This is a genomic window from Vibrio limimangrovi (assembly GCF_054064025.1).
Genome location: NZ_JBSUGF010000007.1, coordinates 246,856 through 273,702 on the forward strand (window position 1 = coordinate 246,856; position 26,847 = coordinate 273,702).

16 protein-coding genes are annotated in these 26,847 nt (G+C 46.0%); 9 read left to right on the forward strand and 7 right to left on the reverse strand.

The genetic code is table 11. The features are described 5' to 3' along the window. Nucleotides 1–165 precede the first annotated feature (165 nt). Entirely contained in the window at nt 166–4,149 is a 3,984-nt protein-coding gene (gene pulA, locus ACWYU8_RS08845; protein ID WP_457518994.1) for a pullulanase-type alpha-1,6-glucosidase, read from the reverse strand. Between the two features lie 676 nt (nt 4,150–4,825). Here pulA and pdxY point away from each other — a divergent pair. After that, a complete protein-coding gene (gene pdxY, locus ACWYU8_RS08850; RefSeq protein ID WP_457518996.1) occupies nt 4,826–5,695 on the forward strand; it encodes a pyridoxal kinase PdxY in 870 nt (289 codons plus the stop codon). A gap of 66 nt (nt 5,696–5,761) precedes the next feature. Here the strand turns inward: pdxY and sstT are convergent, their stop codons facing one another. From sstT to malT, 6 genes are all read right to left on the reverse strand, one after another. Then, a complete protein-coding gene (gene sstT / locus ACWYU8_RS08855; protein ID WP_457518998.1) occupies nt 5,762–6,982 on the reverse strand; it encodes a serine/threonine transporter SstT in 1,221 nt (406 codons plus the stop codon). Nucleotides 6,983–7,380: 398 nt separating this feature from the next. Then, nucleotides 7,381–7,683, reverse strand: coding sequence for a glucose PTS transporter subunit EIIB (locus ACWYU8_RS08860; protein ID WP_457518999.1), 303 nt, complete (start codon nt 7,681–7,683; stop codon nt 7,381–7,383). A 157-nt stretch (nt 7,684–7,840) separates the two neighbouring features. Next, the gene (locus tag ACWYU8_RS08865) at nt 7,841–8,443 is read right to left on the reverse strand and encodes an SCO family protein (RefSeq protein WP_457519001.1); all 603 of its coding nucleotides are present in this window, start codon (nt 8,441–8,443) and stop codon (nt 7,841–7,843) included. 9 nt (nt 8,444–8,452) lie between these two features. After that, on the reverse strand, nt 8,453–8,878 hold the full coding sequence (locus ACWYU8_RS08870) for a hypothetical protein (protein ID WP_457519003.1): 426 nt from the start codon (nt 8,876–8,878) through the stop codon (nt 8,453–8,455). 143 nt (nt 8,879–9,021) lie between these two features. Then, on the reverse strand, nt 9,022–9,939 hold the full coding sequence (locus ACWYU8_RS08875; protein ID WP_457519004.1) for a DUF368 domain-containing protein: 918 nt from the start codon (nt 9,937–9,939) through the stop codon (nt 9,022–9,024). Nucleotides 9,940–10,478: 539 nt separating this feature from the next. After that, entirely contained in the window at nt 10,479–13,187 is a 2,709-nt protein-coding gene (gene malT / locus ACWYU8_RS08880; RefSeq protein WP_457519006.1) for an HTH-type transcriptional regulator MalT, read from the reverse strand. Between the two features lie 573 nt (nt 13,188–13,760). On the opposite strand from malT, the gene ACWYU8_RS08885 reads away from it, so the two are divergent. The 8 genes from ACWYU8_RS08885 to ACWYU8_RS08920 all read left to right on the forward strand — a co-directional run bounded on the left by ACWYU8_RS08885 (nt 13,761) and on the right by ACWYU8_RS08920 (nt 26,717). Further along, on the forward strand, nt 13,761–16,214 hold the full coding sequence (locus ACWYU8_RS08885) for a glycogen/starch/alpha-glucan phosphorylase (protein WP_457519007.1): 2,454 nt from the start codon (nt 13,761–13,763) through the stop codon (nt 16,212–16,214). A 165-nt stretch (nt 16,215–16,379) separates the two neighbouring features. Beyond that, nucleotides 16,380–18,560 (forward strand): 4-alpha-glucanotransferase, encoded by a 2,181-nt coding sequence (gene malQ, locus ACWYU8_RS08890; protein ID WP_457519009.1) that lies wholly within the window; start codon nt 16,380–16,382, stop codon nt 18,558–18,560. Nucleotides 18,561–18,837: 277 nt separating this feature from the next. Next, the gene (glgB, locus tag ACWYU8_RS08895) at nt 18,838–21,042 is read left to right on the forward strand and encodes a 1,4-alpha-glucan branching protein GlgB (RefSeq protein ID WP_457519011.1); all 2,205 of its coding nucleotides are present in this window, start codon (nt 18,838–18,840) and stop codon (nt 21,040–21,042) included. A gap of 145 nt (nt 21,043–21,187) precedes the next feature. Beyond that, nucleotides 21,188–21,865 carry a monofunctional biosynthetic peptidoglycan transglycosylase gene (gene mtgA, locus ACWYU8_RS08900; protein WP_457519013.1) on the forward strand — a complete coding sequence of 226 codons (678 nt, stop codon included), beginning with the start codon at nt 21,188–21,190 and terminating at the stop codon, nt 21,863–21,865. Between the two features lie 161 nt (nt 21,866–22,026). Further along, nucleotides 22,027–24,087 (forward strand): alpha-amylase, encoded by a 2,061-nt coding sequence (locus ACWYU8_RS08905; protein ID WP_457519015.1) that lies wholly within the window; start codon nt 22,027–22,029, stop codon nt 24,085–24,087. A 291-nt stretch (nt 24,088–24,378) separates the two neighbouring features. Beyond that, on the forward strand, nt 24,379–25,116 hold the full coding sequence (locus ACWYU8_RS08910) for a nucleoside recognition domain-containing protein (protein ID WP_457519017.1): 738 nt from the start codon (nt 24,379–24,381) through the stop codon (nt 25,114–25,116). Further along, nucleotides 25,116–25,583: a YjiG family protein gene (locus ACWYU8_RS08915; protein ID WP_444493787.1), complete on the forward strand. Its 468-nt coding sequence runs from the start codon at nt 25,116–25,118 to the stop codon at nt 25,581–25,583. The genes ACWYU8_RS08910 and ACWYU8_RS08915 overlap by 1 nt, the downstream gene beginning before the upstream one ends. Nucleotides 25,584–25,592: 9 nt before the next feature. Next, nucleotides 25,593–26,717, forward strand: a complete 1,125-nt coding sequence (locus tag ACWYU8_RS08920; protein ID WP_457519018.1) for a M20 family metallopeptidase — start codon at nt 25,593–25,595, stop codon at nt 26,715–26,717. The last annotated feature ends 130 nt before the right edge of the window (nt 26,718–26,847 follow it).

Below are 26,847 nucleotides of genomic sequence, written 5' to 3' on the forward strand. Positions count from 1 at the left end.
CCGAAATGAAAACATTTCGGGGCCAATTTTTTGAGCTTTAGTCTGTGTATCTATCCAATGATATAAAAATATAAACAGTGGAAAAATTAAACGGAGGGCAAATATAAAAAGGGGGAAGCGGTGGCTTCCCCCATTAGTGTTATTAAATAACTTGGTTTAAATGATTTAGTTTTGAGTGACTGTCACGATTGGTGCTGTTGTATCTGCAGCATTAAAGTGGAAGTGGTAGCTTCCGTCTGCTGGTACCGTGATACTGATGTTACCGCTCTCGCCGCCCGCTTCCATGGTTAATGGCGTGCCGAACTCAATTGCGCCTTGTCCGCCGAAGTTAGTTGCATCTGCCCAGTCTGAGCTGGCAATCTTCATCTCGAATGTGCCTGCAGTCAGGTTGATGTCTAATGAGTAAACATCGTTTGCCACATAGCTGAATTTGGCGGTTTCAATCGCTCCCCAGTTAGCGTCTGTCACATCACCGCGTAGGTAAAGTGCAGTTTCGCCAAACGTTGGTGCGTCTGCTGACTTGGTTACTGAAACGACAGGTTTTTCTACGCTGTCATCTTGAACGTTAAGTGCATTAAGGATGAAGGTGTATTTGCCTGTTTCAGCGACAGACAGTGTACAGTTGTCACCTGTTCCCAGATCAAGCGAATCACCTGCCATGTCCACTGAGCTACAACCAATATTTGGATTTGACCAGCCTGCGTCCGCGAATTTGAACTCATGGTCACCAGCTTCCAGTACACCTGTTACCGAGTACATGCCGTTACCAATGAAGGTCATTGCCCAGTCTGAGCTATCTGCCCAACCGTTCATTGTACCTTTCACGTAAACAACCGTTTCACCGTAAGGAGGGATGCTTGATACGTCTTTGTTCGACGTATTTACTGGCAGACCTGCTCCTTGCGCGCCAGCTTGAGGCTGGACAAATACCGCTGTTGTCAGTGCTGGCACTGTGAAGGTTTCTCCTGAGAAGCTCGCTCCTTTCACGATTTCATCAGCAGAGTTTTGTTGTATATCATGAAGTACAAAGCCGCTCGCGCCAGCTACAGTAAATGATTGTGCTTCAGACGATGAGTTAATCACTGCGACAATCGCGTCGTTTTCAGGATCCAGATCCTGACCGGCAGATACACCGTCATCAATAGACATCACAATCAGACCCGCGACCTGATTTTGTCCAACGTTGCGGAAGTCAACACGATTCATCACTTCCTGAGCGGTATCCAGACGGAACAGTTCACTTGAAGTACGGATTTTCAGTAGCTCCAGGAATTGCTGCTTGGTTAACTCAATGTCGTTTGTATCAGGTTTTGCCGTGCTGTCACTGACGATAGTTTTGATAAGCTCCCAGTTATCGCCGTCTTTGTCTTCGCGAGGCAGACCTACGTTCCAGTTGTTGTCGCTACCGTCAAAGAATACGCGGTTGAACCAGTCACCAGAGTCGTAAGAGTCACGCTGCATTGACTTAGAGCGAAGTAGCTCAGAACCCATGTGAATGAACGGAATACCTTGCCCCAACATCACTGTTGATAGAGAGACGCTTTGCATACGAGCACGCTCAGCTGAGCTGGTGCTTGTTGCGATCTTGTAGGCGTTATTGTCCCACAGAGTTTGGTTATCGTGCTTAGAAACGTAAGAGATGTTCTCAGAAGGCAATTTAGTGTAGCCCGCAGGTGCTCCGTTGTAGTCCACGTTTTTACCAAGCTTGGTCTCACCGGTGTAATCGAGAAGCACATACTCTGCCAGGTTACCAGCCATACCCAGACGAACCAAGTCTTGATTGTGCAGACGGCCATTTACTGACTCTGTATCCGTCTTGGTTTCTTCGTTTGCGTAGGCCGCGTTACCAAAGCCCTGATTGTAGCGAAGTGAGTGGTTACCCTCTGAATCGACACCGCCATCAAAAGGACCACCACCACGGACAGCATCACGAAGACGGTCTGAGAAGGTACCAATTTCTGTACCAGCCATGTTTAGCTGAGTCGCTTGATCGAAGCGCGCGTCGTTTGCCACCTCACCAAAGTCCCAACCTTCGCCGTAGAATAGCGTGTTCGGGTCAATTGCACGGATTTGATCTAAAGCGTAAACCATCACATCTTTTGGCTGGTGACCCATCAAGTCAAAGCGGAAACCGTCAACTTTGTAGTCCTTAGCCCAAACCTTCAGTGAGTCAACCATCAACTTACCCATCATCAGATTTTCAGTCGCGGTGTTATCACAACAGGTCGAGTTTTCTACACCACCCGTATTGACGTTCAGACGGTGGTAGTATCCCGGTACGATTTTATCCAGAACGGATTTTTCATTGATGCCAGATGCGTTGGTATGGTTGTACACCACGTCCATCACCAGCTTCAACTCCATCTTGTGCGTTGCCTGAACCATTTCACGGAATTCAAGAATACGCTGGGTGCCGTTTGGATTCGTCGCGTAGCTGCCTTCTGGTACGGTGTAATGGAATGGATCGTAACCCCAGTTGAAACTGTCTAGCATACGCAGATCGTTCATCAGCGCTTGGGCAGAACCAGAGGCAGGATCGTAACTGTTCAGCACATCTTCAATGATTTTCGCATCATCTTCTGCTTCACAGACAGACGCGTCAGGTTTGATACCACACAGTTTGCCGACGGTGTCATTGATATCTACGCGATTGTCTGTATTTTCATCGACAGTTGCGATATCAAATGCAGGCAGAAGGTGGAGCGTTGTCAGACCTGCGTCTTTCAGCGCTTGCAGGTGAGACACAGACTCACGATCGGCTTCTGTGAGTGCTAGGTATTTACCGTTGTAAGCCGGGGTACCTTTGGAATCACTGAAGCTGAAATCACGCAGATGTGACTCGTACAATACGTGATCTTCATCTTTCTCAACGGTTGGGCGATCGTAGTTGTTCCAATCCTGAGGCATTAAGCTTGTATCGTCTAGGTCGACAACTTGTGAGTATAGCGAATTGATTGACAAGCTTAATGAGTATGGGTCAGTGACCATACGCGTTTCTATCACGCCAGTGGTTGGGTGATAAACCTTCACTTGGTAACGGTAGAATTTGTTCACTACATTACTTTGTGGCTCTGAAGCCCAAATACCTGTGACGCTGTCTTCCGTCATGGTAACGGTTGACTCTTCTTGCAGGTTCTCATTGTAGATGATCAGAGAAACGTCTTGAGCCGTTGGTGCCCATAGTTTGAAGGTTGCAGCGCCGCCTTCAACAATCGCACCCAGCTCCTGACCGATCGCGTTACCAGCATCGGCATCTGCGAATACAGCATCCAGTACGCCCGGTTTTTGCACTTCAGTAGCCGAAATAACATCGCCATCAGCGTTGTAAGCCACCATCACAATTTGCGATTTCAGAATGGTACGCAGGGTGGCGTCATCGACGTCGATTCCCGCTACTTGCAGGCTAGCTAAGTGACGGAAGCGGGATTTCAGTTCTTCAGACAAGTCACCAGCTTTGCTTAGCTCAACGGCTGTACCACCAGTGATCTGTTTGTCTTCATCCATCTGGATGTCGTTGGTCAGGCTGTAGTATAGCTTTATGGAATCAGCGTTTGCTGCTGCTTCCCACGCAATGGTGTTGGCATCTAACCAATGTGCTTTTTGACCGTCAATATCGACTGGTCGCTCTTCGATTGGCTCGTAGTAAAGTTCGCTACTACCGTGAAAACCAAATACCCCTTTAGATTCGCCAATCTTAGTTAGTTCAACCTTAGAGTTTGCACTGCCGAAGGCTTTGTCATCGCCATTGTGTAAGATGAAGTTCATACATTCGTATGGGTCAGACGCGTCAGGATCGACTTTAAGTACGTAGTACGCACCATAAGTTTCGCTGATACCATCAAATGTGCGAGGTGATGCCCAATCTGTACCGCCACTTGTAATGCCCATGGCGTCTAAATCGGTACTGGTACAGCCTTCACCGTTCCATAGGTGCAGACCCCAGCCGTCGTAGTCGCTTGCTGAGGATGCTGAGGCAACATCACGTTTATAGTAAACAACAACTTCATTCTCTCCCGCAGGGTACAGGCCTGAACTCGGGGTGGTGGTGTCGTCGGAGCTGTCACTGCCACAACCGCTGATCACCGCGACGGAGATCAAAGGCAGTACGGTTTTGGCAATTGTTGATAATTTGAATGTTTTTTTGTCCACGTTTACAAATCCATTTTTATTGAATTGATATTAAGAACGCATTGGATTTCCGCTCAATAGCGAGAAGAACAACACGTCCTATAGGGTGCAAATGCCGAAAGGAAATGTTCAAATAGATGCTAATACACTGAATCATCAGCAAAATGTGAGTGCAGGCAGTTTAGTTTTTTACAAGTGAAAATTTTCTTACACAGTTGATGGACATCTCAAAGTGAATAATAAAACTCGCGCAGAGTGAGAGATCTAACGCATTATCAAAATCAAAATTTTAGTAGGAGGAGTCAGGGGGGATGACAGGGGATGAGCATGTCTCAGCCCCAAAAGCGTGACTGCCTTCTATAAAAATCGGGCAGATAATTATCTTTGGAAAATAAGTTTGGTCATTGATCAACAACATTGCCGACTATTTCGCACTTAAATTTTAGAATTCCCTCAAAGTGGTCGTGTTTGCCTGTATATACCGCTATTAGGACGATATTGAGCGGTTAGCTATTTTCTCTGACTCAAATCAGTGGTTAGAACTGCAATTTAAACTGAGAGTGATCAACCTTTGACCAAGTTGAGTGCGATTTGAGTTAGTAAATCGGGGCGAGTCGGATACACTAGCCGCTTCGCAAAACTGACGCTTGCCGCAGTCTTAGAATTATCGATAACAAAAATAAGAGGACAGGTACTTATGCAAGGTATCCTCTCTATACAGTCTCATGTCTCTTTTGGCCACGCTGGCAACAGCAGTGCTGTTTTTCCTATGCAGCGTATGGGATTTGAAGTGTGGCCTATTCATACCGTTCAATTTTCCAATCATACCCAATATCAAGAAGGTTGGACGGGTCGTGCGTTTTCAGCGGATGACATCAGCGACCTTGTTCGTGGTTTAGGCAATATTGGCGCTCTTGAAAAGTGCCAGGCGGTCTTAACTGGCTATCAAGGTAGTGCTGAACAGTGTCTTGCCATCGAGGAGACCGTCGCTCAAGTTAAACGTGCAACCCCAACGGCGTTATATGTTTGTGATCCAGTGATGGGCGCACCAGACAAAGGTTGTATTGTTGCTCCAGGGATTGCTGAGAATCTTCTAACGCGGCTGATGCCAATGGCTGATGTTATTGTGCCTAATCAGTTTGAACTCAGTCAGTTTGCTGGAATGGAAATCCACACCCTAGAAGATGCCGTCACTGCTTGTCAGCGCGCTCTGGCGAAAGGCCCAAAAGTTGTGTTGGTTAAACACCTCTACTGTCTGGATAACGGCAGCTTCAACATGTTGCTTGCTACCCAAGAAGGGATTTATCTTGCCAAGCGGCCTCATTTTGAATTCGCTAAGCAACCTGTTGGTGTAGGTGATTTGATTTCGGCTATATTCACGGCCGGATTGCTGAAAGGCTGGAGTCCGAAACACGCTTTCCAGCACTGTCACGATGCTTGCTATGGCGTGTTAAGTGCAACTTTCCATGATGGCGAGTGGGAGTTACAAACTATCGCCGCTCAGCAAGAGTTTGTAGAGCCAAGCAAACATTTTCCCATTGAAGAAGTGGCGCTGTCTGATGCTTAATGGACATTGAGTTAAAAAAATGGGGGAGCCAATTGGCTCCCCCATTTTTATTGAATATCAAACAGATTATTGCTGTTCTTTTTGGTGCTCTGAGTTACAAACTGCGGCAGTGAAGACCACGTCTGTCGAACTGTTTAGTGCAGTTTCTGCAGAGTCTTGAATCACACCAATGATAAAGCCTACTGCTACAACCTGCATGGCTACGTCATTTGAAATACCAAACAGGCCACATGCCAGAGGAATCAGAAGCAGAGAACCGCCCGCGACACCAGAAGCACCACATGCAGAGATTGCTGCAACTACGCTCAGAAGCAGAGCTGTCATTAGATCAACTTCGATACCCATAGTGTGCACTGCTGCCAACGTAAGCGTTGTAATAGTGATTGCTGCACCAGCCATGTTGATGGTTGCACCCAGAGGGATAGACACTGAGTAAGTATCTTCATCCAGTTTTAGCTTTTCACACAGTGCCATGTTTACTGGAATGTTCGCCGCACTTGAACGAGTGAAGAATGCCGTTACGCCACTTTCACGCAGACATTGGAAAACCAATGGGTAAGGGTTTTGTTTGGTTTTGAAGTAAACAATCGCTGGGTTTACTACCAATGCGATGATAAACATTGCACCTAACAGTACTGCTAGTAGGTGTGCGTAGCCAGCCAACGCGCTGAAACCTGTTGTAGCGAACGTTGATGCTACCAAACCGAAGATACCAAATGGTGCCAGACGAATAATAAAGCGTACGATCTGTGACACACTGTGGCTTAGATCTTCGAATAGTGCTTTGGTCGTTGCTGAAGCGTGGTGTAGCGCCAGACCAAGACCAACACCCCAAGCAAGAATACCGATATAGTTTGCTTCGACTAGAGCGTTTACCGGGTTGTCGACCACTTTAAACAGCAGTGTTTGTAGAACTTCTGTAATACCCTGAGGAGGCGTTGCACCTTCAGCACCAGTTACAAGCGTTAAAGTGGTCGGGAAAAGGAAGCTTAGAACCACGGCTGATAGCGCAGCGAAGAATGTGCCCATCAAGTAAAGAACAACGATTGGGCGCATGTAAGTGTGTTGGTTTTTCTTTTGATTCGCGATAGATGCGGCAACCAAAACAAACACAAGGATCGGAGCAATTGCTTTTAGAGCTCCAACAAATAAGTTACCAATTAGACCAGCACTTTGGGCGTGACTTGGTGAAACTGTCGCAAGTAAGACACCAAAGACGATCCCGACTAGGATTTGGAGAACGAGGTTACCACGAGCATATCGGGCAACGAGGCTGTTGTGTTGCATACTTCATTCCTGCAATGTTGTGCTTAAGTGATTGAGCAATACTAAACATTACACGGCGATAATGTCCTTGAATGATCAAGGGGCAGCATCACTACTCGTCACTAAAACACATGATTATCAATTATCCTGTTTTTGTATATTCAACCCTTCTCTGGCTGAATGGCACATATCTTAACTTGGTAATATTTTGTGTCTAGTTTTAGTTTGTTCTTGGATTAAATGTTTGCTCGATGTTATCAAAATAAGTTATTTGTGTTGCAAAATATTGGCACTTATGAATGATGCTTTTGCATAACGTTACTAAAAAGGAGACAAATGTTCCCTTTAGCGCGTTGATAGCGGGGTGAATGAAACTTGGAGAGTATAGTCGCTCTCATCCTATTGCGGCAGAGCATTCCTTACGTGCGGCTAACCCTTTTCTCTTCCATAATTTGCGAGTATGTGTTGGCTTTGAGTCCGTAGATGATCTGGATATGGCGCTCGTCTATCACCACGACACCGTGCGCACCGTGTTGTTTCAGCGCTTCTTTGTTGACGATGGCAGTAGAGTTGAGTGTCAGTCTGAGACGTGTGGCACACGCGCCAGTTTCAACGACATTCTCTATACCACCAATTGCGGCAATAATGATGTCGACATCCTGATCCATATTTGGGTTTACCTGAGTCAGGAATTTAAAGATGCGTTTTAGCCTTTGGAACATACTCTTTGTCTATCTTTCTCGAATTTGGAAACTAGTTTATATCTTAAATAAGCATACATATTTGAGGGATAAAGCACAGAAATTAGATAAATAGCCGTCAAGGCATAAGGTGCTGAATAAAAATAAGGCTCCTGATCCAGGAGCCGAATTGAAACGTTTAATGTGCGGTGAGTTGTGAAATCGCCTCGACAATCGGCGCTGGTGTCAGCGTGTGCGGGACTTTAGTGATCAAGGTTCCATCGGGTTTTAAAAAGTAGAAATAGGAGCTGTGGTCTAAGGTATATTTCAGCTCAGAACCTTCTAACTCTGTCTTACGGAAAATAACGCCGTAGCTGTGAGCGAGTGGAGTTGTGATGTCCAGTGGTGCTGACAAGCCTTCAATCATTGGGTGGAAGTAGTGTGCATATTTTGCAGATGCATCCGCTTCATCACGCTCAGGATCAAGAGAGATGAACATCGGACGTAGCTGGGCTTTTTGTGCATCATCAATTTGATTCAGTGCGCCTGCCAGCATCGCTAGCGACGTTGGACAAACATCCGGACAACGCGTAAATCCAAAATATACGATACGGATACGTGGGTCGTTTTCATCAAAGATGTTGACTGGCTGATCGTTTTCACCAAACAAGATCGTCTGTTCTGACGTTGCAGGCTCAGATTGTTCGGTAGTAGGGATCTTTTCCTGGTTGTCTAAATAGCTTTTAGCGCCAAACCCAAGTACGAATGCGACTATGAGAATGAGGGACCAGTTACGGCTCATAAGGATTCCTTATCTATGCATTTTGATGGCGGGATAAATCGTGTTTTGTCCGTCGCTCAGCTCTCCTACCCAAGTCATTGACTCTTGAGTACAGACAGGCAAAACCACTTCACCCATGTATTTTCCGGGAGAAACCATTTTTAGGAGAAATTTGGGTTCTCCCATTTCCATTTCTCGACCCGACAGGCTCAGTACGAGTTGTTCAGCCTGATTGCCTGACCATTCAACGGTCAGTTGCGCCGGAACTAGCGGTTGAGCGTTGTCGACATTGAGTATCATGGAGACATCGTGCTGGACACAAGCCGTTGTAGACAGAAAACAATATTCATCAAGCGGTTTGAGTTCTGAGGAAGTTGATAAGCTTTTGATAAGAGTAGGGGCGTAAAACCCTGCGACCAGTGCCACAGCGACGCCTGTAATGTTTAACAGTTTCATTAAAGCTCAGCAATTATGACGTAATAAGAACCGTATCGTAGCACATCTGAGTAATGCTGAACGAGACAAGTTCGAGAAATTGTGTACACCTTATATAGATTGAATAAAAAACGGAGCTGGTGGCTCCGTTTTAGGCAATAAAGTTATTTATTTGAATCTGCGAACTTTTCTAAGCCAAGCACCAGCGCGATTGCAGCCAGCATCATCACTATCGCTATCACCAGTTGTGAGGGTTGCGAGGTGATATGCTCATATTCAAACGGAGACAGGTTGTGCTGAAGTAGTGGCACTTGCTCACCTTTTGAGTTGGTGCGCCAGGTTAACGTCTCTTTCCATGGCCAGATCTTAGGTAGGGTGCCGATCATCAATCCAGTCAGAAACATAAGCGTTGCGTCGCGGAACTTGCGTAGCAGCCAGGACAACAGGTGTGAGAAGGTTAGCAGACCAATCACACAGCCAGCTAAAAACAGCGCTAAGATGTCCATCTGGAATCCCTTCACTGCGGCTAGCACTGGTGTATACATGCCAATCAGTAGCAGAATGAAACTGCCTGAAATCCCTGGCAGGATCATTGCGCAGATCGCGATAGAACCAGCAATAAGCGTGTTCAACATCGTTGGTTCCATATGCAGAGGCTTAAGCACCGTAATGCTGTACGCGAATGCCACGCCAACCAAGAGGGTAATGAAGCGAATCGCGTCACGCTTTTCTACTTGCCTGACGATGTGGTACACCGAAACCAGAATCAGTCCAAAGAAGAACGACCAAATTGGAATCGGGTGCGTATTCAGCAGCCAGGTGATCAGCTTTGCGAGCGTCGCAATGCTAACGAAAATACCCGAGAAAAGAGAAATGAGAAAAAAGCCATTAATATGATTAAACGCTGCTTTAGCCCCTTGTCGTTTCCAAATCGTCAAAAGATAGGGGTTAATTCGTCGAATGCTCTCTAGCAACGTGTCATAAATACCAGTAATAAAAGCAATAGTGCCGCCAGAGACGCCGGGAACCACATCCGCGGCTCCCATGGCGATTCCTTTGAAGAAAGTAATTAGATAATTCATATTTCTATGGTTATGTCGTTTAGATGGCAAAGAGTATACAAACATTGCTGTCAAAAAAGTATGAAATAGTAGTGATGATTGATATCTAACTGCTTGATTAATCCACGAAGGTGATTTTTTTGCGTAATCTCAAAGCAGAATACGTCTTCCGTAAATAAATGTTTTTTTGCAATATAGAATTGCCAATTGCAATTGTATTTCGCATTTTGCATTTTGCATTTTGCAATAAACTGTGTCGAAAATAAGTTATATATGAGATCTTGAGCGCAAAAATATGCCTTTAAAAACTGGCACGTTATATGCATAATATGCCGCGACCCTTCTTAAGCCGAGGGTCACCTAGCCAACTGACGTTGTTAGTGAATACAGATTGTTCACAGTATATAAAAGCCAATCGCGGTCATTGCGGTTGGCTATTTTTTTGTCTGAACAAAACGTTTTTTGAGCATGACTTTTTCGTTAAGTCAGGCAACAAAAAAGGGCTGACGCGATACGCCAACCCTTTATTCGTTAGGTTTGTTTTCGATGACTCTCTTGTTCTAGTAGCCCATCAACTGCAGCAAATTTTCTGCTGTAATAATCGCTTCCTTACGGTTTGCAATGTTCAGCTTTTGATACAAGTTGCGAATGTGGGTCTTGATGGTAGTACCCGCTACATCGAGCTCTTGGGCAATTTGTTCATTACTAAAACCAGAGTAAATCAATCCTAAAACTTGCCATTCACGTTGAGTGAGCGGGCTAGTGCGTACTAACTCTGGTACGTTCGGGTGGTTGACCAGCTTTTCAATGAACTCTTCGTCAAAGTGTATGGAACGGCTGCGTTGGTTCGATGAAATGTCTTTCATCAATTGCTGTGCTCGATGGCGTTCCAAATCCCCCAGTTCATGGCGAAGGCTAAGCTTTTCTAGCAGACTGCCAGTCGTTGCACCATCAATCAGGAAGTTTCCAACCATGCCTGTCTGATTGGTCATGACCAGCGCTTCTTTTAATAATGCTTTTGCTTGCTCTTCATTTGATTGGCGTGCGGCTAAAACGGCTTCTACGACCAGATTTCGGTTTGTATCGGTGACCAGTTTGCTGCGGCGCGCCTCACTTTGTAAAAAGTCTAACGCTTGACGCGCTTCGTCATACTGCCCGAGGTTAATGTGCGCTCGGGCGATGTTGCGCCATTGCAACTGGCAGAAGTGGTTATACGCAGATTCTGGACGAACTGCGGTGTTTAACCATTCCTGTATCGCTTCGGTATTGCCGCGAGCTTGCCAGAATAGGATCAGAGACAGTGACGCATTTGCAGTCCAGTCAACGTGGTAAGTAGACTGTTTCATCAAGTGTTGAATATGCTCAATAAACTTACCGGCTTTGTCGAGTTCTCCGCGTCCAATCGCAATACGTGCCAGCATCGAGTAGCTATGTAAGTGCTTACTTGGTGAATGATTCTCAAGGATCTGTAAGCCCTTATAAGCGCACTCTTCGGCTTCGTCTAAACGATTCCAGCACCAGAGCACTTGCGCACGGATACGCAGCAAGAACTCATGCAGCGGAACATGTTGCAGTTGGTGCTCCTCGATCAAGCGGAAGCCTGAGTCCTGCACTTCAAATGCGGCCTGGACGTAACCCTGAGCAATCAATATTTCACTTTGCTGCAAAATCGCCCAAAGTGCCTGATGATAAACCTGATACTGACGTGCCAATTTTTCAGTTTGTTGCATCATTGGCAAGGCACGATCGAGTTTGCCCAGGACGTGATTGACTTCTCCAACGACGGAAGTTGCGACGATTCGGCTGCGATAGATAGTGTGATCGAGCTGACTAAGAGCAAGTTCTGCCAGTTCGAGTGCTCTTTCGGGTTGGTTGCTGTTAATCGCCACCTGCGCCAGTAACGCATTAGCCTGACCTTGATAATGGACATCAAGCTCAATATTGCGTTTTTTATGCTCGGTTTCAGCTTCCTGAAGTAACTGACCAACCTGATTGTAGCGGTGCTGACTCTGAGCCAGCCATGCACGTAACATGGTCAGTTTTGGATGACTGAACAGTAGCTCCGAATCTAGCTGATGAATCGCACGCTCCAAGGTGCTTAGCTCGCCTTGGTTAAACATTTTCCAGCCAAATTCATTCAATATTTCAACGACTAAGTGTTTGTCATTTGACTTTTGTGCGTGGTGAATCGCCTGATGTGGCGATTTTTGTTGTAACCATGCCAATGCCGCATTACGGTGCAGATCTTTCTCTTGTTGAGGAATTCTGGCCTGGCGTTCGTGAGATAGAAACTCACCGAACAAATTGTGGAATCGGAACCAGTTATGTTCACCCTCAAGTGGATAGATAAACAAGCCGTAACGATTGAGGGATTCGATCAATCCAAGCGCATCTTCACGCTGAGTCAACGCAAACACCAACTCATCGTTAAAATGATCTAAAACCGATACTTGCATTAAGAAGTGGCGAGTGTCGTGATCGAGTAGATCAAACACCTCTTCGACCAGATAATCCCATAGATGCGCGTGATTAAACTGTGATACCGACTCAACGGTTTGCGCCAGCGTACGGTTTTGATGTTGCGCTTGCAGAGCGATGAGTTGTAGCGCCGAAGGCCAACCTTCAACATATGCTCGCAAGCTATTCGCCATGTCTTCATCAATACCATCAGCGATGCGTTGATTAAAGAAGCGGGTGGTTTCTTCTGTATCGAATGCCAGCATTTCATTGCCGATTTCGATCATCAAGTCACGCACTCGCAGATTCGCTGTACCGAGAGGCGGGGTTGCACGGCTAGTGACCACGACGGTCAGATTATCTGGCATGTGCTTTAAGAAGAAGCGCATCGATTCATGAATTTCATCATTGGTGATCAGGTGGTAGTCATCGAGTACGACATAGCATTCCTGGTGAAAATCAGCCATTTCCGCAAAGAGTTCGCTATACAGAGAGCGCAACGAGGATATTTGGCGCTTTTCCGCCAGTTTTTGGGCATTAGCGCAACTGTAGTTGGTTGCTTTATTCAATGCTTGTAGCAGGTAATTGACGAAACGAAAGCCGTCATTGTCACTGTCATCAATGCTATACCAGCCAACGTTGGGCTTGTCTGACAGCCACTGCGCTGCCATCGTGGTTTTGCCGTATCCAGCAGGAGAGCGAAACAAAACCAATTTGTAGTAAGGCGCTTGTTGCAGGAGGTCCAGCACTCGAGGACGTACAATGGCGTTGTGTAAACGACCCGGGCGAGTAAGCTTAGATGGAATCCACATTAGTAATTGAGTCCTTATATGTAAGCGTAAGCTAGCGAAATCTGAAAACGGTTTGTGTCACTAAATCTTAATTTGTTTAAAAAGCGAACAAAACATGCAAATTGATTGAGATGTTACGTCATCGCCATCGCAGCTTACTTTGATCCACTTCCTAATTCTCAGGAGATAACCCGATTGGCATTAACTACGCCCTTGATTTGTGATTTTGATCACCTAAAAGCACTTCGAGTTGGTAATGTATGCATTTTTCTGCACAGCGTTTGGAATATTTCATGGTTGTTAACTGGGTTAATGTGATCACTAAGACAAATTTTGCATCAAAGACCATGTGAGCCCTAATAACCGTCATAAGTGTAATTCATGCTTTTCTCATGCTTGGTTGTGACCGAAATCACTAACAAGTCGAGCGAGCCCAGTGTTGTTGAGATTTAGATCACTAATTGCTTGGGGGTACCCCCCTCTACGCCCTCATTCCTCCTCCTTTAAGGGGGGAGAATTAGGAGGATGTTTATTCACCCTGCTAAATGCACGATGTATGGCAGATGAATTACTAAAAGACGTGAGAATTTCTTAATGAAACCTACACAACAGAAAAAATTTGACAAAAAGTCGTTCCAAGACAGCGTAAAAAAACACCTATCAGTGACTTACGCTCATACCGTTGAAAATGCCGATAGCCGCGCATGGTACCTGGCAATGGGGCGCGCACTGGCTGAGTTCACTACTTTTGATTTACTTGCGACTGAAGAAGATCCTCGTATCAAGAGCGCTAAGAGTGTTAACTACCTTTCTCTAGAGTTCCTAATCGGTCGCTTAACAGGTAACAACTTAATCAGCATGGGTCTGTACGAGCAAGTGACAGAGGCAATGGCTGAGCTAGGTCATAGCTTAACTGACCTGCTAGAAGAAGAGCGCGATCCATCATTGGGTAACGGCGGTCTTGGTCGCCTGGCTGCATGTTTTATGGATTCATGTGCAGCACAAGAATTCCCTACTGTAGGTTACGGCCTCCACTATGAATACGGTCTGTTTAAGCAGTCATTCAAAGATTGTCGTCAACAAGAAGCGCCAGATGCATGGTGTGGCGTTGAAGGTTACCCTTGGGAAGTCGCTCGTCCGGAACTTGCACAGGAAATCGGCTTCTACGGTCACGTTGAAGTGGTAAACGAGAACGGCAAAGAAGTTCGTAAATGGGTTCCTGGCATGACAGTAAAAGCGATGCCGTGGGATCTTCCAATCGTAGGATACGAATCAGACACGGTTTACCCTTTGCGTCTTTGGGAATGTCAGGCAATTGCACCATTCTCACTAGCCAGCTTTAATAGTGGTGATTACTTCGAAGCTCAGCATGCGCTGATAGACGCAGGTAACATCACTAAAGTGCTTTACCCGAACGATAACCACGAGAAAGGTAAAACACTTCGTCTAATGCAACAGTACTTCCACTCTGCGGCCTCAGTACGCGATATTCTACGCCGTCATGAAGCAGCAGGTTACTCACTAGAAGAACTGCCTAAGCAAGAGGCAATCCAGCTTAACGATACGCACCCAACCATCGCGATTCCTGAGCTAATGCGCATCCTTGTTGATGAGAAAGGTCTAACTTGGGAAGCGGCATGGGAAATCTGTTCACACACATTCGCGTACACAAACCACACATTACTTCCAGAAGCACTAGAGACATGGCCTGAGTCGCTAATTCAGCACTTGCTTCCACGTCACATGGAAATCATTTACGAAATCAACCACCGCTTCCTGCAAGAAGTTCGTGCTAAGTGGCCTGGTGATGTTGCGAAACAGCAAAAACTTTCGATCATCGAAGACGGTTTCCACCGCATGGTACGTATGGCCAACCTGAGTGTAATCGGTTCATACGCGGTTAATGGTGTAGCAGCGCTTCACTCTGAATTGGTTAAGAAAGACCTGTTCCCTGAGTTCCATGAGCTGTACCCAACTCGTCTACACAATGTGACGAACGGTATCACACCTCGTCGTTGGTTGAAGTTCTGTAACCCTGGCCTGTCTACTTTAATCACAGACAAAATCGGTGACGAATGGCCTGCGAAACTTGAACTGCTAGAAGGTATTGCGAAGTACGCAACAGACGCGAAATTCCAAAAAGAATTCATGGCAGTTAAGAAAGAGAACAAAGAGCGCCTGGCTAAATGGGTCAAAGAAAACATGGGTATCGAGCTGGATACCAATGCGATCTTCGATGTTCAAATCAAGCGTCTACACGAGTACAAGCGTCAGCACCTAGATTTGCTACACGTGTTGTCTCTGTACCATCGTATTCTTAACGAGCCTGGGTTTGATTGTGTACCACGTGTTGTATTCTTCGCAGCGAAAGCAGCACCGGGTTACCACCTAGCAAAAGAAATCATCTTCGCAATCAACAAAATTGCAGAGAAGATCAACAGCGACCCTCGCATCGGTAACAAGCTTAAAGTGGTATTCATTCCTGACTACCGCGTGAGCATGGCAGAAATCATCATTCCTGCGGCGGATGTATCACAACAAATCTCACTAGCGGGTAAAGAAGCATCGGGTACTGGTAACATGAAGATGGCGCTTAACGGTGCTTTGACTATCGGTACGATGGATGGTGCGAACGTTGAGATTCGTGAAGAAGTGGGTGACGAGAATATCTACATCTTCGGTCTGGATGTTGAAGGTGTGAAAGCGGTGAAAGCTCAGGGTTACAACCCATTTGATTACTACAATGCGGACCACCTGTTGAAAGCTTCGATGGATTTACTTGCGGGTGAAGAGTTTACTCCGGGTCAACCAGGTCTATTGCGTGCAACGTACGATAGCCTGCTTGATGGCGGTGACCCATACCTATGTCTTGCAGACTTCGCGTCTTACGTGAAAGCGCATGAAGATATGGGTGAACAGTACAAAGATCAGGCTGGGTGGGCTAAGAAAGCCATCCTTAATACAGCCCTAGTCGGTAAGTTCACATCAGACCGCTCAATTCGTGACTATGTGAATAACATCTGGAAACTAGAACCGGTTCACCGTTAATCGACCTATATACCCAAGTAACATGGCTCTGAACTTTGCACCTAGAAGTCACTTGGGTATACGACCAAGGTAGCCAAGCGCTACCTTTGGTTATTTCCAAATATAAATTATTGATAACAATAAAACCCTACATGGAAGGTGTTTGCATTACCTTCGGAGAAAGCGATGAAAGAACAAACAGCATTGAAGAAAGTCGCGGCAATGGCGAGATTGGCTGATAGCTACGTGAGCGCCTGGGGAGAAGAGGCTAAAGTGTCTGATGAGACTTTGCGCCGTTTGCTCGCGTCACTTGGCTACGATATTAGCAGCGACGAAAAACTATTAGCTTCTGCTGAGAGAAAACATAAGAAAGACGTACTAGCCCCTGTTCTTGTTTTACGCGACGGCGACCCGGTCGAAGTGGAACTAAACCTAGGTACGAGTGCTCGTGAGAGTGAATTCAGCTGGCGTTTAGAAACAGAGCAAGGAGAGGTACTTGAAGGCTATCTTCAGTCTCAAATTGTTCGTGACGAACGTGCTGAGGGTGGCCCTCTAGTGTTTGCATTGCCAAAGAATTTGGCGTGGGGTTATCACAAATTGATCATCAGCCGTAAGCGTCGTAAAACGCCTTACGAAATGTCACTGATCATCACACCTAAAGCTTGTTATAAACAGGATGAGCTAAACCAACACAAAAAGCTTTGGGGTCCGAGCATCCAGCTTTATACACTGCGTACTCAGCATAACTGGGGTATTGGTGATTTTGGCGACCTAAAGCAACTGGTTAGTGACATTGCTTCGCGTGGTGGAGACTTCATTGGCCTGAACCCAATTCACTCGTTGTTCCCAGCAAATCCAGAAGGTGCAAGCCCATACAGCCCATCGTCTCGTCGTTGGCTGAACATAATGTACATTGATGTGGTTTCTGTACCTGAATTCGCACTAAGTGCAGAAGCGCAACAGCAAGTTGGCAGCGCTGAGTTCCAGCAACGTCTGCAAAAAGCTCGTGACTCACACTGGGTGAATTACACAGAAGTTTCTGCGCTTAAGATGAGCGTATTACCGCTTCTGTTCAGTGAGTTCAAAGCCCGTCACCTGGACAAGAATACTGACCGCTCTCGCGCCTTCTTCGACTTTGTAGAGAAAGGTGGCGAAAGCTTGTTGCATCAAGCAGCGTTTGACGCGATTCATGCTGACCTTCACGCTGAAGACTCAAATATGTGGGGCTGGCCTGCTTTCCCTGATAAGTACCGCTCTTTTGAGTCTGCGGGTACTCAGAAATACGTCAAAGACAATCTGGAACGCGTTCACTTGTACATGTACCTCCAGTGGATTGCAGACGATCAAATTAAAGAAGCACAAGTACTTGCGGAAGAAAAAGGCATGTCTGTTGGTCTGTACCGAGACCTGGCAGTAGGCGTGGCAGATTCTGGTAGTGAAACTTGGGCTGATGAAGGTAACCTGGTTCTGGACGCAAGTATTGGTGCGCCACCAGATGTTCTTGGTCCTTTGGGCCAAAACTGGGGTTTACCACCGTTAAATCCACAAGTATTGGAAGCAACAGGATACCAAGCGTATATCGAACTACTGCGTGCAAATATGAAGCACTGTGGTGCGTTGCGTATTGACCATGTGCTTGGATTGCTGCGTCTGTGGTGGATCCCTAAAGGTGAGAAGGCAACCGAAGGCGCATACCTGTATTACCCAGTAGAAGATATGCTGGCAATCTTAGCGCTTGAATCTCATCGCCATCAGTGTTCAGTGATCGGTGAAGATTTAGGTACTGTGCCAGATGAAATCGTCGATATCCTTCGCGATGCGGGTGTGCATTCTTACAAAGTATTCTTCTTCGAAACATCGAAAGAAGATGGCGGCTTCATTTCTCCGGAGCATTACGCTGAGCAGTCTATGGCAGCACTGTGTACACATGACATGCCAACGCTACGTGGTTTCTGGCACTGTGATGATTTAAAAATGGGGCGTGAGATTGGACTTTACCCAGATGAAGATCAACTGGAAGGTCTGTTTGCTGACCGATTGAAGTGCAAACAAGGCATTCTGGATAGCGTTCGCTGGCATGGTTACCTACCAGAAGGCATTGGTCACGATGCGCAGTTTGTCCCAATGGATTCTTACCTGAGCGAAGCACTGCAACTGCACGTTGCCTCTGGTGGTTCAGCGCTACTGAGTGTTCAGCTTGAAGACTGGCTGGAAATGGATCAACCGGTCAACATTCCAGGCACCGTTGATGAGTATCCTAACTGGCGTCGTAAGTTGTCGATGAACCTCGATGAAATTTTCGGTCGTGAAGATGTGAATCGAATTGCGAAACGCCTGACTGAAGTTCGCGCACAAGCAGGTAAGTAAAATGAATAGAGTGATTTAGACACATGAGCTGATTTCAATTTGTTGCTTTTCAGATAAGAAATTTCCATCTAGGTCACTCATTCTTCAGGAACAATCCGTTAGGATGGAGTACTGTTATTATGCCCGCGATAATAGCGGGCATTTTCGTTTTTTGTGGCAGCTTTGTAACATTGATGTGTGAAGCCGCGCTTTTTAGTAAGTTTACGCTGGTTGTACAAACCAATATTTGCTTAAAATCTATTCGTTTTAGGTGGGTGTTGGCTCTAGGGAGAAAGGTTTGAAAAACGTTAAAACCAATACAATAAAGAGAACAAAGAAAAAGTACGAACGCGCCTATGATCTGCTGGCTCAGGCTTCTTACTCAGACCCGTTTGCGACACTCGGGCCATTCATTGATGATGGTGAGGGCTCCCTGAGAGTCTGGATGCCGGGCGCAGATAAAGTTGAGCTGCTCATAGAGGGCGAACCTCGCGTAGAGCTTGAACGTGAAGGTGAGAGTGGTTTTATCCTCAAAGAGAAACGTGACTTACATCTCACACACTACCGTTTGGCGGTGGATTGGGCTGGTGTTGAGCAGATCATTGATGACCCATACCAATATCATAATATCTATCAAGAGTACGAACATCTTCATACACCGATAGACATGTACCATTACATGGGCTCGCAATTTGTTACGTTGGAGCGCGGTGGTGAAAACATCTCTGGTGTCCGTTTCCTTGTGTACGCTCCACATGCTTCAGCAGTCAGTCTGATTGGTGGTTTTAACCAATGGGATGGTCGTCGCCATCCGATGCAACGTTTGGATTACGGTATCTGGGGGTTGTTTATTCCAGATCTGAAAGAGGGCGTGCAATACAAATTTGAACTCAAAGGTCCACATGGGGAAGGGCTTCCTCATAAACAAGATCCTTGGGGTTTTTACTCAGAGCAATACCCTTCATTCGCGTCGATTACCTACGATCATAGCCGTTATCAATGGCAAGACGAAGAGTGGCAACAGCGTCCCGTCACGCAAAAACGTGATGAAGCACTGTCTTTCTATGAACTACACGCTGGGTCGTGGAAGCGTAATGAGCAGGGTGAGTTTTTGAACTACCGCGAGTTGGCGGATTTGTTAGTACCTTACTTAGTCGACATGGAATATACCCATGTAGAGCTGATGCCAATTTCTGAGCACCCATTCTATGGCTCTTGGGGGTACCAGCCAGTTGGTCTGTTTGCACCAACCAGCCGCTATGGTTCGCCAGATGACTTTAAGTACTTCGTGGATCTGTGCCACCAATCAGGCATTGGCGTAGTGCTTGACTGGGTACCAGCACACTTCCCATCAGATGGACACGGTTTGGCTAACTTCGATGGTACACCGCTATTCCATGATCCCGATCCGCGTCGTGGATGGCATCAAGACTGGAACTCGTATATTTACGATGTCGGTCGCGAGCATGTGCGCCGTTTCCTTGTTGCGAATGCACTGTACTGGTTTGAACAATTCCATATTGACGGTATTCGCGTCGATGCGGTTGCTTCCATGATTTATCTGGATTATTCGCGTAGCCACGATCAGTGGATCCCGAATATCGACGGCGGTAATGAAAACTACGAGGCCATCGCGACGCTGAAGTGGATGAATGAGGAGGTGTACAAGCACTTCCCGAACGCTATGACGATCGCAGAAGAATCTACAGCATTCCCAGGCGTTTCGGCTCCAACATTCATGGGCGGTTTAGGGTTTGGATTTAAATGGAACATGGGTTGGATGCACGACAGCCTTGCATACGTGAAAGAAGATCCTGTTCACCGCAAATACCATCACAATACCATCACATTCCCGCTTATTTATGCACACAGCGAAAACTATGTGTTGTCTTTGTCGCACGATGAAGTGGTGTATGGGAAAGCTTCTATCCACAATAAGATGCCGGGTGATGAGTGGCAACAAACGGCAAACCTACGTGCATACTATGGTTACATGTATGGTCAACCAGGTAAGAAGCTGAACTTCATGGGCGCTGAATTTGGCCAGACCTCGGAATGGAACCATGATGATCAGTTGCAATGGTTCTTGCTGGATTTTGAACGTCACCAAGGTGTACAGGCTCTGACTCGGGACTTAAACCATCTGTACCGCAATGCTCCTGCGCTGCATGACCAAGACTGTGAGTCAGCAGGCTTTGAATGGCGTCTTCAAGACGAAGCGGACGCAAGTATTTTGGCTCATGAGCGTATTAGCCAAGATGGTGAGCGTATTTTGGTGATTACTAACTTCACTCCGGTGCCGCATGAGAAATTCCGCTTAGGCGTACCGAATGAAGGCAGATATGAGCTTCTGCTCAATACCGATGATAGTAAATACCATGGCAGTAGTTTTAAGGTTCATACGAGTGTAGAGACCGAAGAGATAGAGAGTGAGTCTCTTCCTCAGTCACTTGGACTTCGCCTGCCTCCGTTATCTACCGTATTCTACAAGCTTGTTAAATAAGCACACCTACTGAAACAAGCCCGCTTTACATTGTAAATCGGGCTTTTTTTGACCAAACTTTGACCTTCAAAAACTTGCTCTTCGTCACATAATCCGGCATTCTTGCTCGCTGCTTTTAAAGCTCTGAGTTGTTGGGATCTTACACATGTTGAAAAGGCTGAAGTCATTTCTATTGAAAATGGTGTTGGTACTGTTGCTCGTTCCTGTCGTTTTAGTGGGCGCGGGAAGGTTTATCGATCCTCCTATCTGGGGATGGAAACTCAGTCGACTCATTTCGCCGCCAACGAACTACCCAGAGCATAGCCTCCATGAGTGGGTGCCTTTGTCTCAAATCTCTAAGAACATGCAACTTGCTGTGATTGCGACCGAAGACCAGAAATTCCCTACGCACTATGGGATCGATTTTGAGTCGTTGTTTCATGTAATAGCAAATGCGGATGAAAATGGCCCATCCCGAGGCGCAAGTACGATCACTCAGCAAACCGCAAAAAATCTGTTTTTGTTTCCATCTCATTCTTATGTTCGCAAAGCTTACGAGTTGTACTTTGCCCTGCTGATGGAAGCCATGTGGAGCAAAGAGCGCATTTTGGAGGTTTACCTCAATGTGGTGGAATTTGGTCCGGGTATCTATGGGGCTGAAGCGGCTGCACAGAACTATTATGGTGTGAGCGCAGACAGGTTGTCTCAGTGGCAAGCGGCGCAATTAGCGGTGGTGTTACCCAATCCTTACCGAATTAAAGTCTTCCCACAGAGTAATTACACTCAGCGCCGCACAAGGTGGGCTTTGAACCAAATGCGTAATCTTGGCAGTGTGCAGTTGTAAATTCGACGAACTACGCCTCTTCATTAGTAAAGTGTGAGTTATCCCAAGCTTTGGGGCGTAGTCTTTTAGAATGATGTGTTCAGTTTCTTATACAGGCAAGATTAGCGTGAATAAAACAATTACATTCACGCAACTTGTCTGCGTAACCAATGGACTGAACGATGAAACTGAACCTTATCACGACGACATTATTACTTGTGTCGGCAAGTGCCATTGCCGAACCCAATATTTCCATATCGACCACAACGAATAGCCGCGACTTTCCACTTAGTTCTGCACAAGCGTTAGTTGTACCACTGACCAAAGATGGCTACACACTAAAAATAACCGGTGTTGAAGGAAACTGTACGGCGCCAGAAGGCCAAACCGTCAAGTTTAATCAGCCGATCTCGCTAAACTGTGGTGAACCAACAGAGCTTCCTCTTCAGATTCGTTTTACCGGCGATTACTCATTTGCCTATGATGACGAAGCGAAAACGCTCCTATTCAAACGTGAACCAAAGAAAGCGGCGAAAACCGAGTTCAAACGCCCAGTTCCACAAGTTCAATGTGAAGTCTACCAAGGTGGTGAAGTCTCTATCGCCTTGGGAGATAGTTTTCCTGATGGGACGAAATTACGAGATGCTTATTCAGGGCAAATCGTAGAGGTCAAAGACCAAAAAGTATCGCTCACTCCTGAAAAATCTTCTGGTGGCATTGTATTGCTTGAACCCATCAAAAAGACCAAAGAAGCCGTACCGTTCGATTACCGTAATGCCAATATCTACTTTGTAATGGTAGATAGATTTAATAATGCGGATAGTAGCAATGATGAAAGCTACGGCCGTAAAAAAGATGGAAAAGAAGAAATCGGTACCTTCCACGGTGGTGATCTTAAAGGTGTGATTGAGAAACTGGACTACATCAAGAGCTTGGGTACGGATGCGATTTGGCTGTCACCGATTGTAGAGCAAGTGCATGGCTTTGTTGGTGGCGGGGACAGTGGTTCGTTCCCATTTTATGCCTATCACGGCTACTGGACTCGTGACTTCACCAAGATAGACGAGAACTTTGGAAACGAAGATGACCTGAAAACGCTGGTGGAAGAAGCACACAAGCGTGGTCTGAAAGTGCTGCTAGACGCAGTAATCAACCATACCGGATATTCTACATTAGCCGACTTGCAGTTTGATGGCCTTGACGTTTTAAAGCCGGGCGCTGATTTACCTGAGAAGTGGGGTGACTGGCAACCTCTGAGTGGGGAAAACTGGCATAGTTTCCATCAAAACATCGATTACCAAAGTCCGAACTGGGTCAACTGGTGGGGCGGTGATTGGGTAAGAGCCGGTTTGCCGGGCTATCCCGAGCCAGGCAGCAGTGATATCACCATGTCGCTCGCTGGTTTACCGGACTTTGTCACCGAATCAGATAAAGCGGTGACACCGCCAAAATGGCTACTCGACAACCCGGGTACGCGTGTTAAGGCTCGTGACAATTACACTGTGTCGGACTATTTAATTGAATGGCAAACCGATTGGGTGAAACGCTTCGGTATTGATGGCTACCGTGTTGACACAGTTAAACATGTGGAAGGTGAAGTCTGGAAACGCCTGAAGCAGGAAGCCTCTCAAAGCTTACAACAGTGGCGTAAAGAGAACGGTAAGTCGGGGCAACCTTTCTGGATGATGGGCGAAGTATGGGGACACTCCGCATATCGCAGCCCTTATTTTGACGATGGATTCGATGCTCTTATCAACTTCGATATGCAGAAGAAACTCGACAAAGGTGCAGCCTGTTTTAGCCAAATGGCAGAGACCTACCAAAGCTATGCCGATACCATTGCCAACGAGAAAGACTTTAACCCAGTTAGTTATATGTCCTCTCACGATACCGAGTTGTTCTTCTCGCGCTTTAAAGACTACGCCATGCAGCGCAACGCGGCGAACGCATTGCTATTAAGTCCTGGAGCAGTTCAGGTTTATTATGGCGATGAAATCGGGCGTAACATTGGCCCGTACGCGGATGACTTTCATCAAGGCACGCGTTCTGACATGGTTTGGGAATTGACTGATGACAAACAAGCGTTGCTGAAACACTGGCAGACGCTTGGTCAGTTCCGTAAGGCACACCCAGCAGTTGGGGCTGGCAAGCATCAAGTGATCGCTCAAGACGGAGCGTACGTATTCTCACGTTCACTTGGTTATGACAAAATTGTGGTTGCGTTTGTTGGCCGCGATAGGTAATCCCAGGCTAGAAATAAGCAATTAAAAGTCCTTCTTTTGGATTTTCAAAGAAGGGCTTTTTATTTCAAATCTGAATATTATTTCGAAGTAACACCCGCAAAATTAAGTAAGATTAAAATTCCTAATTTTATCTATTATTTATTCTTATACTTCAATTGTGATTGTAATCATAAAATAAAATATCGTTTTAGTTTTTTATATTAGTTTGAATGACTGATTGATTTCGATCATATCTCGAGAATCTGAATAAGTTGAACATATGTGTCATATCCCCCATGTGTAGGTAATCTTATGAAAAATCTGATTCAAACTGATCGTAAGGTGACGTTAGGGTGCTATATCGCACTGGCGTTTGCCGTTGTTTTCTTCTCTGGCATGTTGCAATCAAACCAATGGTATGGAGTCTTTGACTTCACAACGTTGAATGGCTCTTTTGGTAAGGTGGCGTATGGCGTCACTGAAACGGCAGATGGTTTAAAAGTCGCGACAACATCTCTTCGTGGTACTGGTGGTAGCGGTGCCCGCGATGGCTTTCTTTTTGCCCTTACACTTATCCCTACCGTGATGTTCGCATTAGGGATGATCAATGTTCTAGAACACTACGGTGCATTAGATGCCGCACGTAAACTGCTGACTCCTCTACTACGACCTCTGATGGGTATTCCGGGTAACTCCGGCTTAGCGCTAATCGCGTCACTACAAAGTACTGACGCAGGTGCTGCAATGACGCGTCAACTTAAAGACGAAGGCCATCTCACCAAACGTGAAACGGATGTATTTACTATGTTCCAATTCACGGCAGGTGCAACCATCGTTAACTTTTTCTCATCAGGCGCTGTGTTATTTACCTTAACCATGGCGGATGGATCATTAGCTGTGACGTCTTCTATCGGTTTAGCGGTCGTGGTCATGTTTGCGTTTAAGATTATTGGTGCAAACTTGTTCCGCATCTACTTAAACATCACTGAAGGCAAAGAAGACAAACAAGAACAAAACAAATCTGAGAACTTGAAAGAGGAGACAGCGTAATGGGTGATGTAAAAACAAGTAAGCCTATGGTGACGGATATTTTCGTTGAAGGCGCAAAAAAAGGTTGGGTGATCGCGACAACTTCTACTTTACCAAACGTTCTTATGGCATTTGTTATTATCAAAGCGCTTCAGATCACAGGCGCGCTGGATTTAATGGGGTCTATCTTCTCTCCTGTGATGGCGATATTTGGTTTGCCAGGTGAAGCTGCAGCCGTACTTATTGGTGCCTGGATGTCGATGGGTGGCGCTGTTGGTGTGGTTATCACGCTGTTTGACCAAGGTATTCTAAATGGCACTCATATCGCGATTCTTGCTCCTGCAATTTACCTGATGGGCTCTCAGGTCCAATATATGGGACGCATCATGGGTCCTATCGGTACAGAAGGTCGCTATATCCCAATCATGATTGCAATCTCAGTGCTAAACGCATTTGGTGCAATGTTGGTCATGAACCTGTTTGTTTAGGAGTCAATCATGCTGTTTTCTCTCAAAGATTATCTCGAAGAGCTACGTCCATTAATCAACGTCGATTGTGGAACTTACACTACCGATGGCATTGAATTTATTGCTTCTCAGTTTGAGGCAAAATTTCAAGCGTTGCCCGGCTGGAATGTTAAGCGTATTGATTGTGGCAAAGCAGGAGTAGGGCTTGAGATTCGTAATAAGCCAGAGGCAGAACAGATAGATGTGATGCTGATAGGACATATGGATACGGTTTTCCCTATAGGTACAGTTGAGCGACGTCCGATGTCTATGGATGAAAATAAAGCATACGGGCCTGGCGTGTCAGATATGAAGTCTGGCTTGTTAAACATCGTTCATGCGATGCGAAATTTAGATAAAGCGGTATTAGAAAAGCTGTCGATCTGTATTTGTATGAACCCGGATGAAGAAACAGGTTCACTAGATTCGGTAGATTGGATTCAGTCTGTTGCGAAAAATGCCCAGAATGTGCTGGTAGCAGAAGCCGCACGTGCAGACGGTGGGTTGGTGAAAGCAAGAAAAGGCATGGCGCGTTACAAAATATCGTTCAATGGTGTAGCGGCTCACGCGGGTAACGAGCCAGAGAATGGTCGTAGTGCGATTACCGAAATGGCAAACTGGATTCTCGCTATCAATGCGATGACCAACTTTAACTCTGGCACTACTTTAAACGTGGGCATTGTGTCGGGCGGTAATGGGGCGAACATTGTGCCTGCACAAGCTGAAGCGATTGTGGATGTGCGCTTTTGGAGCAACGAAGAGTACGATGAGGTCGACACTAAGCTGAACGGGTTAGTTGAAACTCCGTTTATTGACGGGGTAAGCATTCAGTTAGATCGAGAAGCGTATAAACCATCAATGTTACCGAGTGTGCAAACCGAAGGTTTAATGGCGTTGGTTGAAAAGGCTGCCAGTGAGCTTTCTATTGATATTAATTGGAAAGAGGTTGGTGGCGGTTCTGATGCTAACAATACCGCTATTTTAGGTGTTCCAACATTAGATGGCTTTGGTCCAATCGGCGCGGGCTTCCACAGTGAGCAGGAATACTTACTTTTAGAATCTATTGAGCCTCGCATCAAGATGCTGATGCGTGTACTAGAGAAGCTCGCTCAATAAAACGTTCATTGCACTAATATAGCTCTCAACCCCCAGACCAAGGTTTGGGGGTTTTTATATTTCTGCCACCTAAGATAATCGTATGCTATTAATCTCGCGTTCAGGTTTACTCTATTAGTATTAGCGCCAC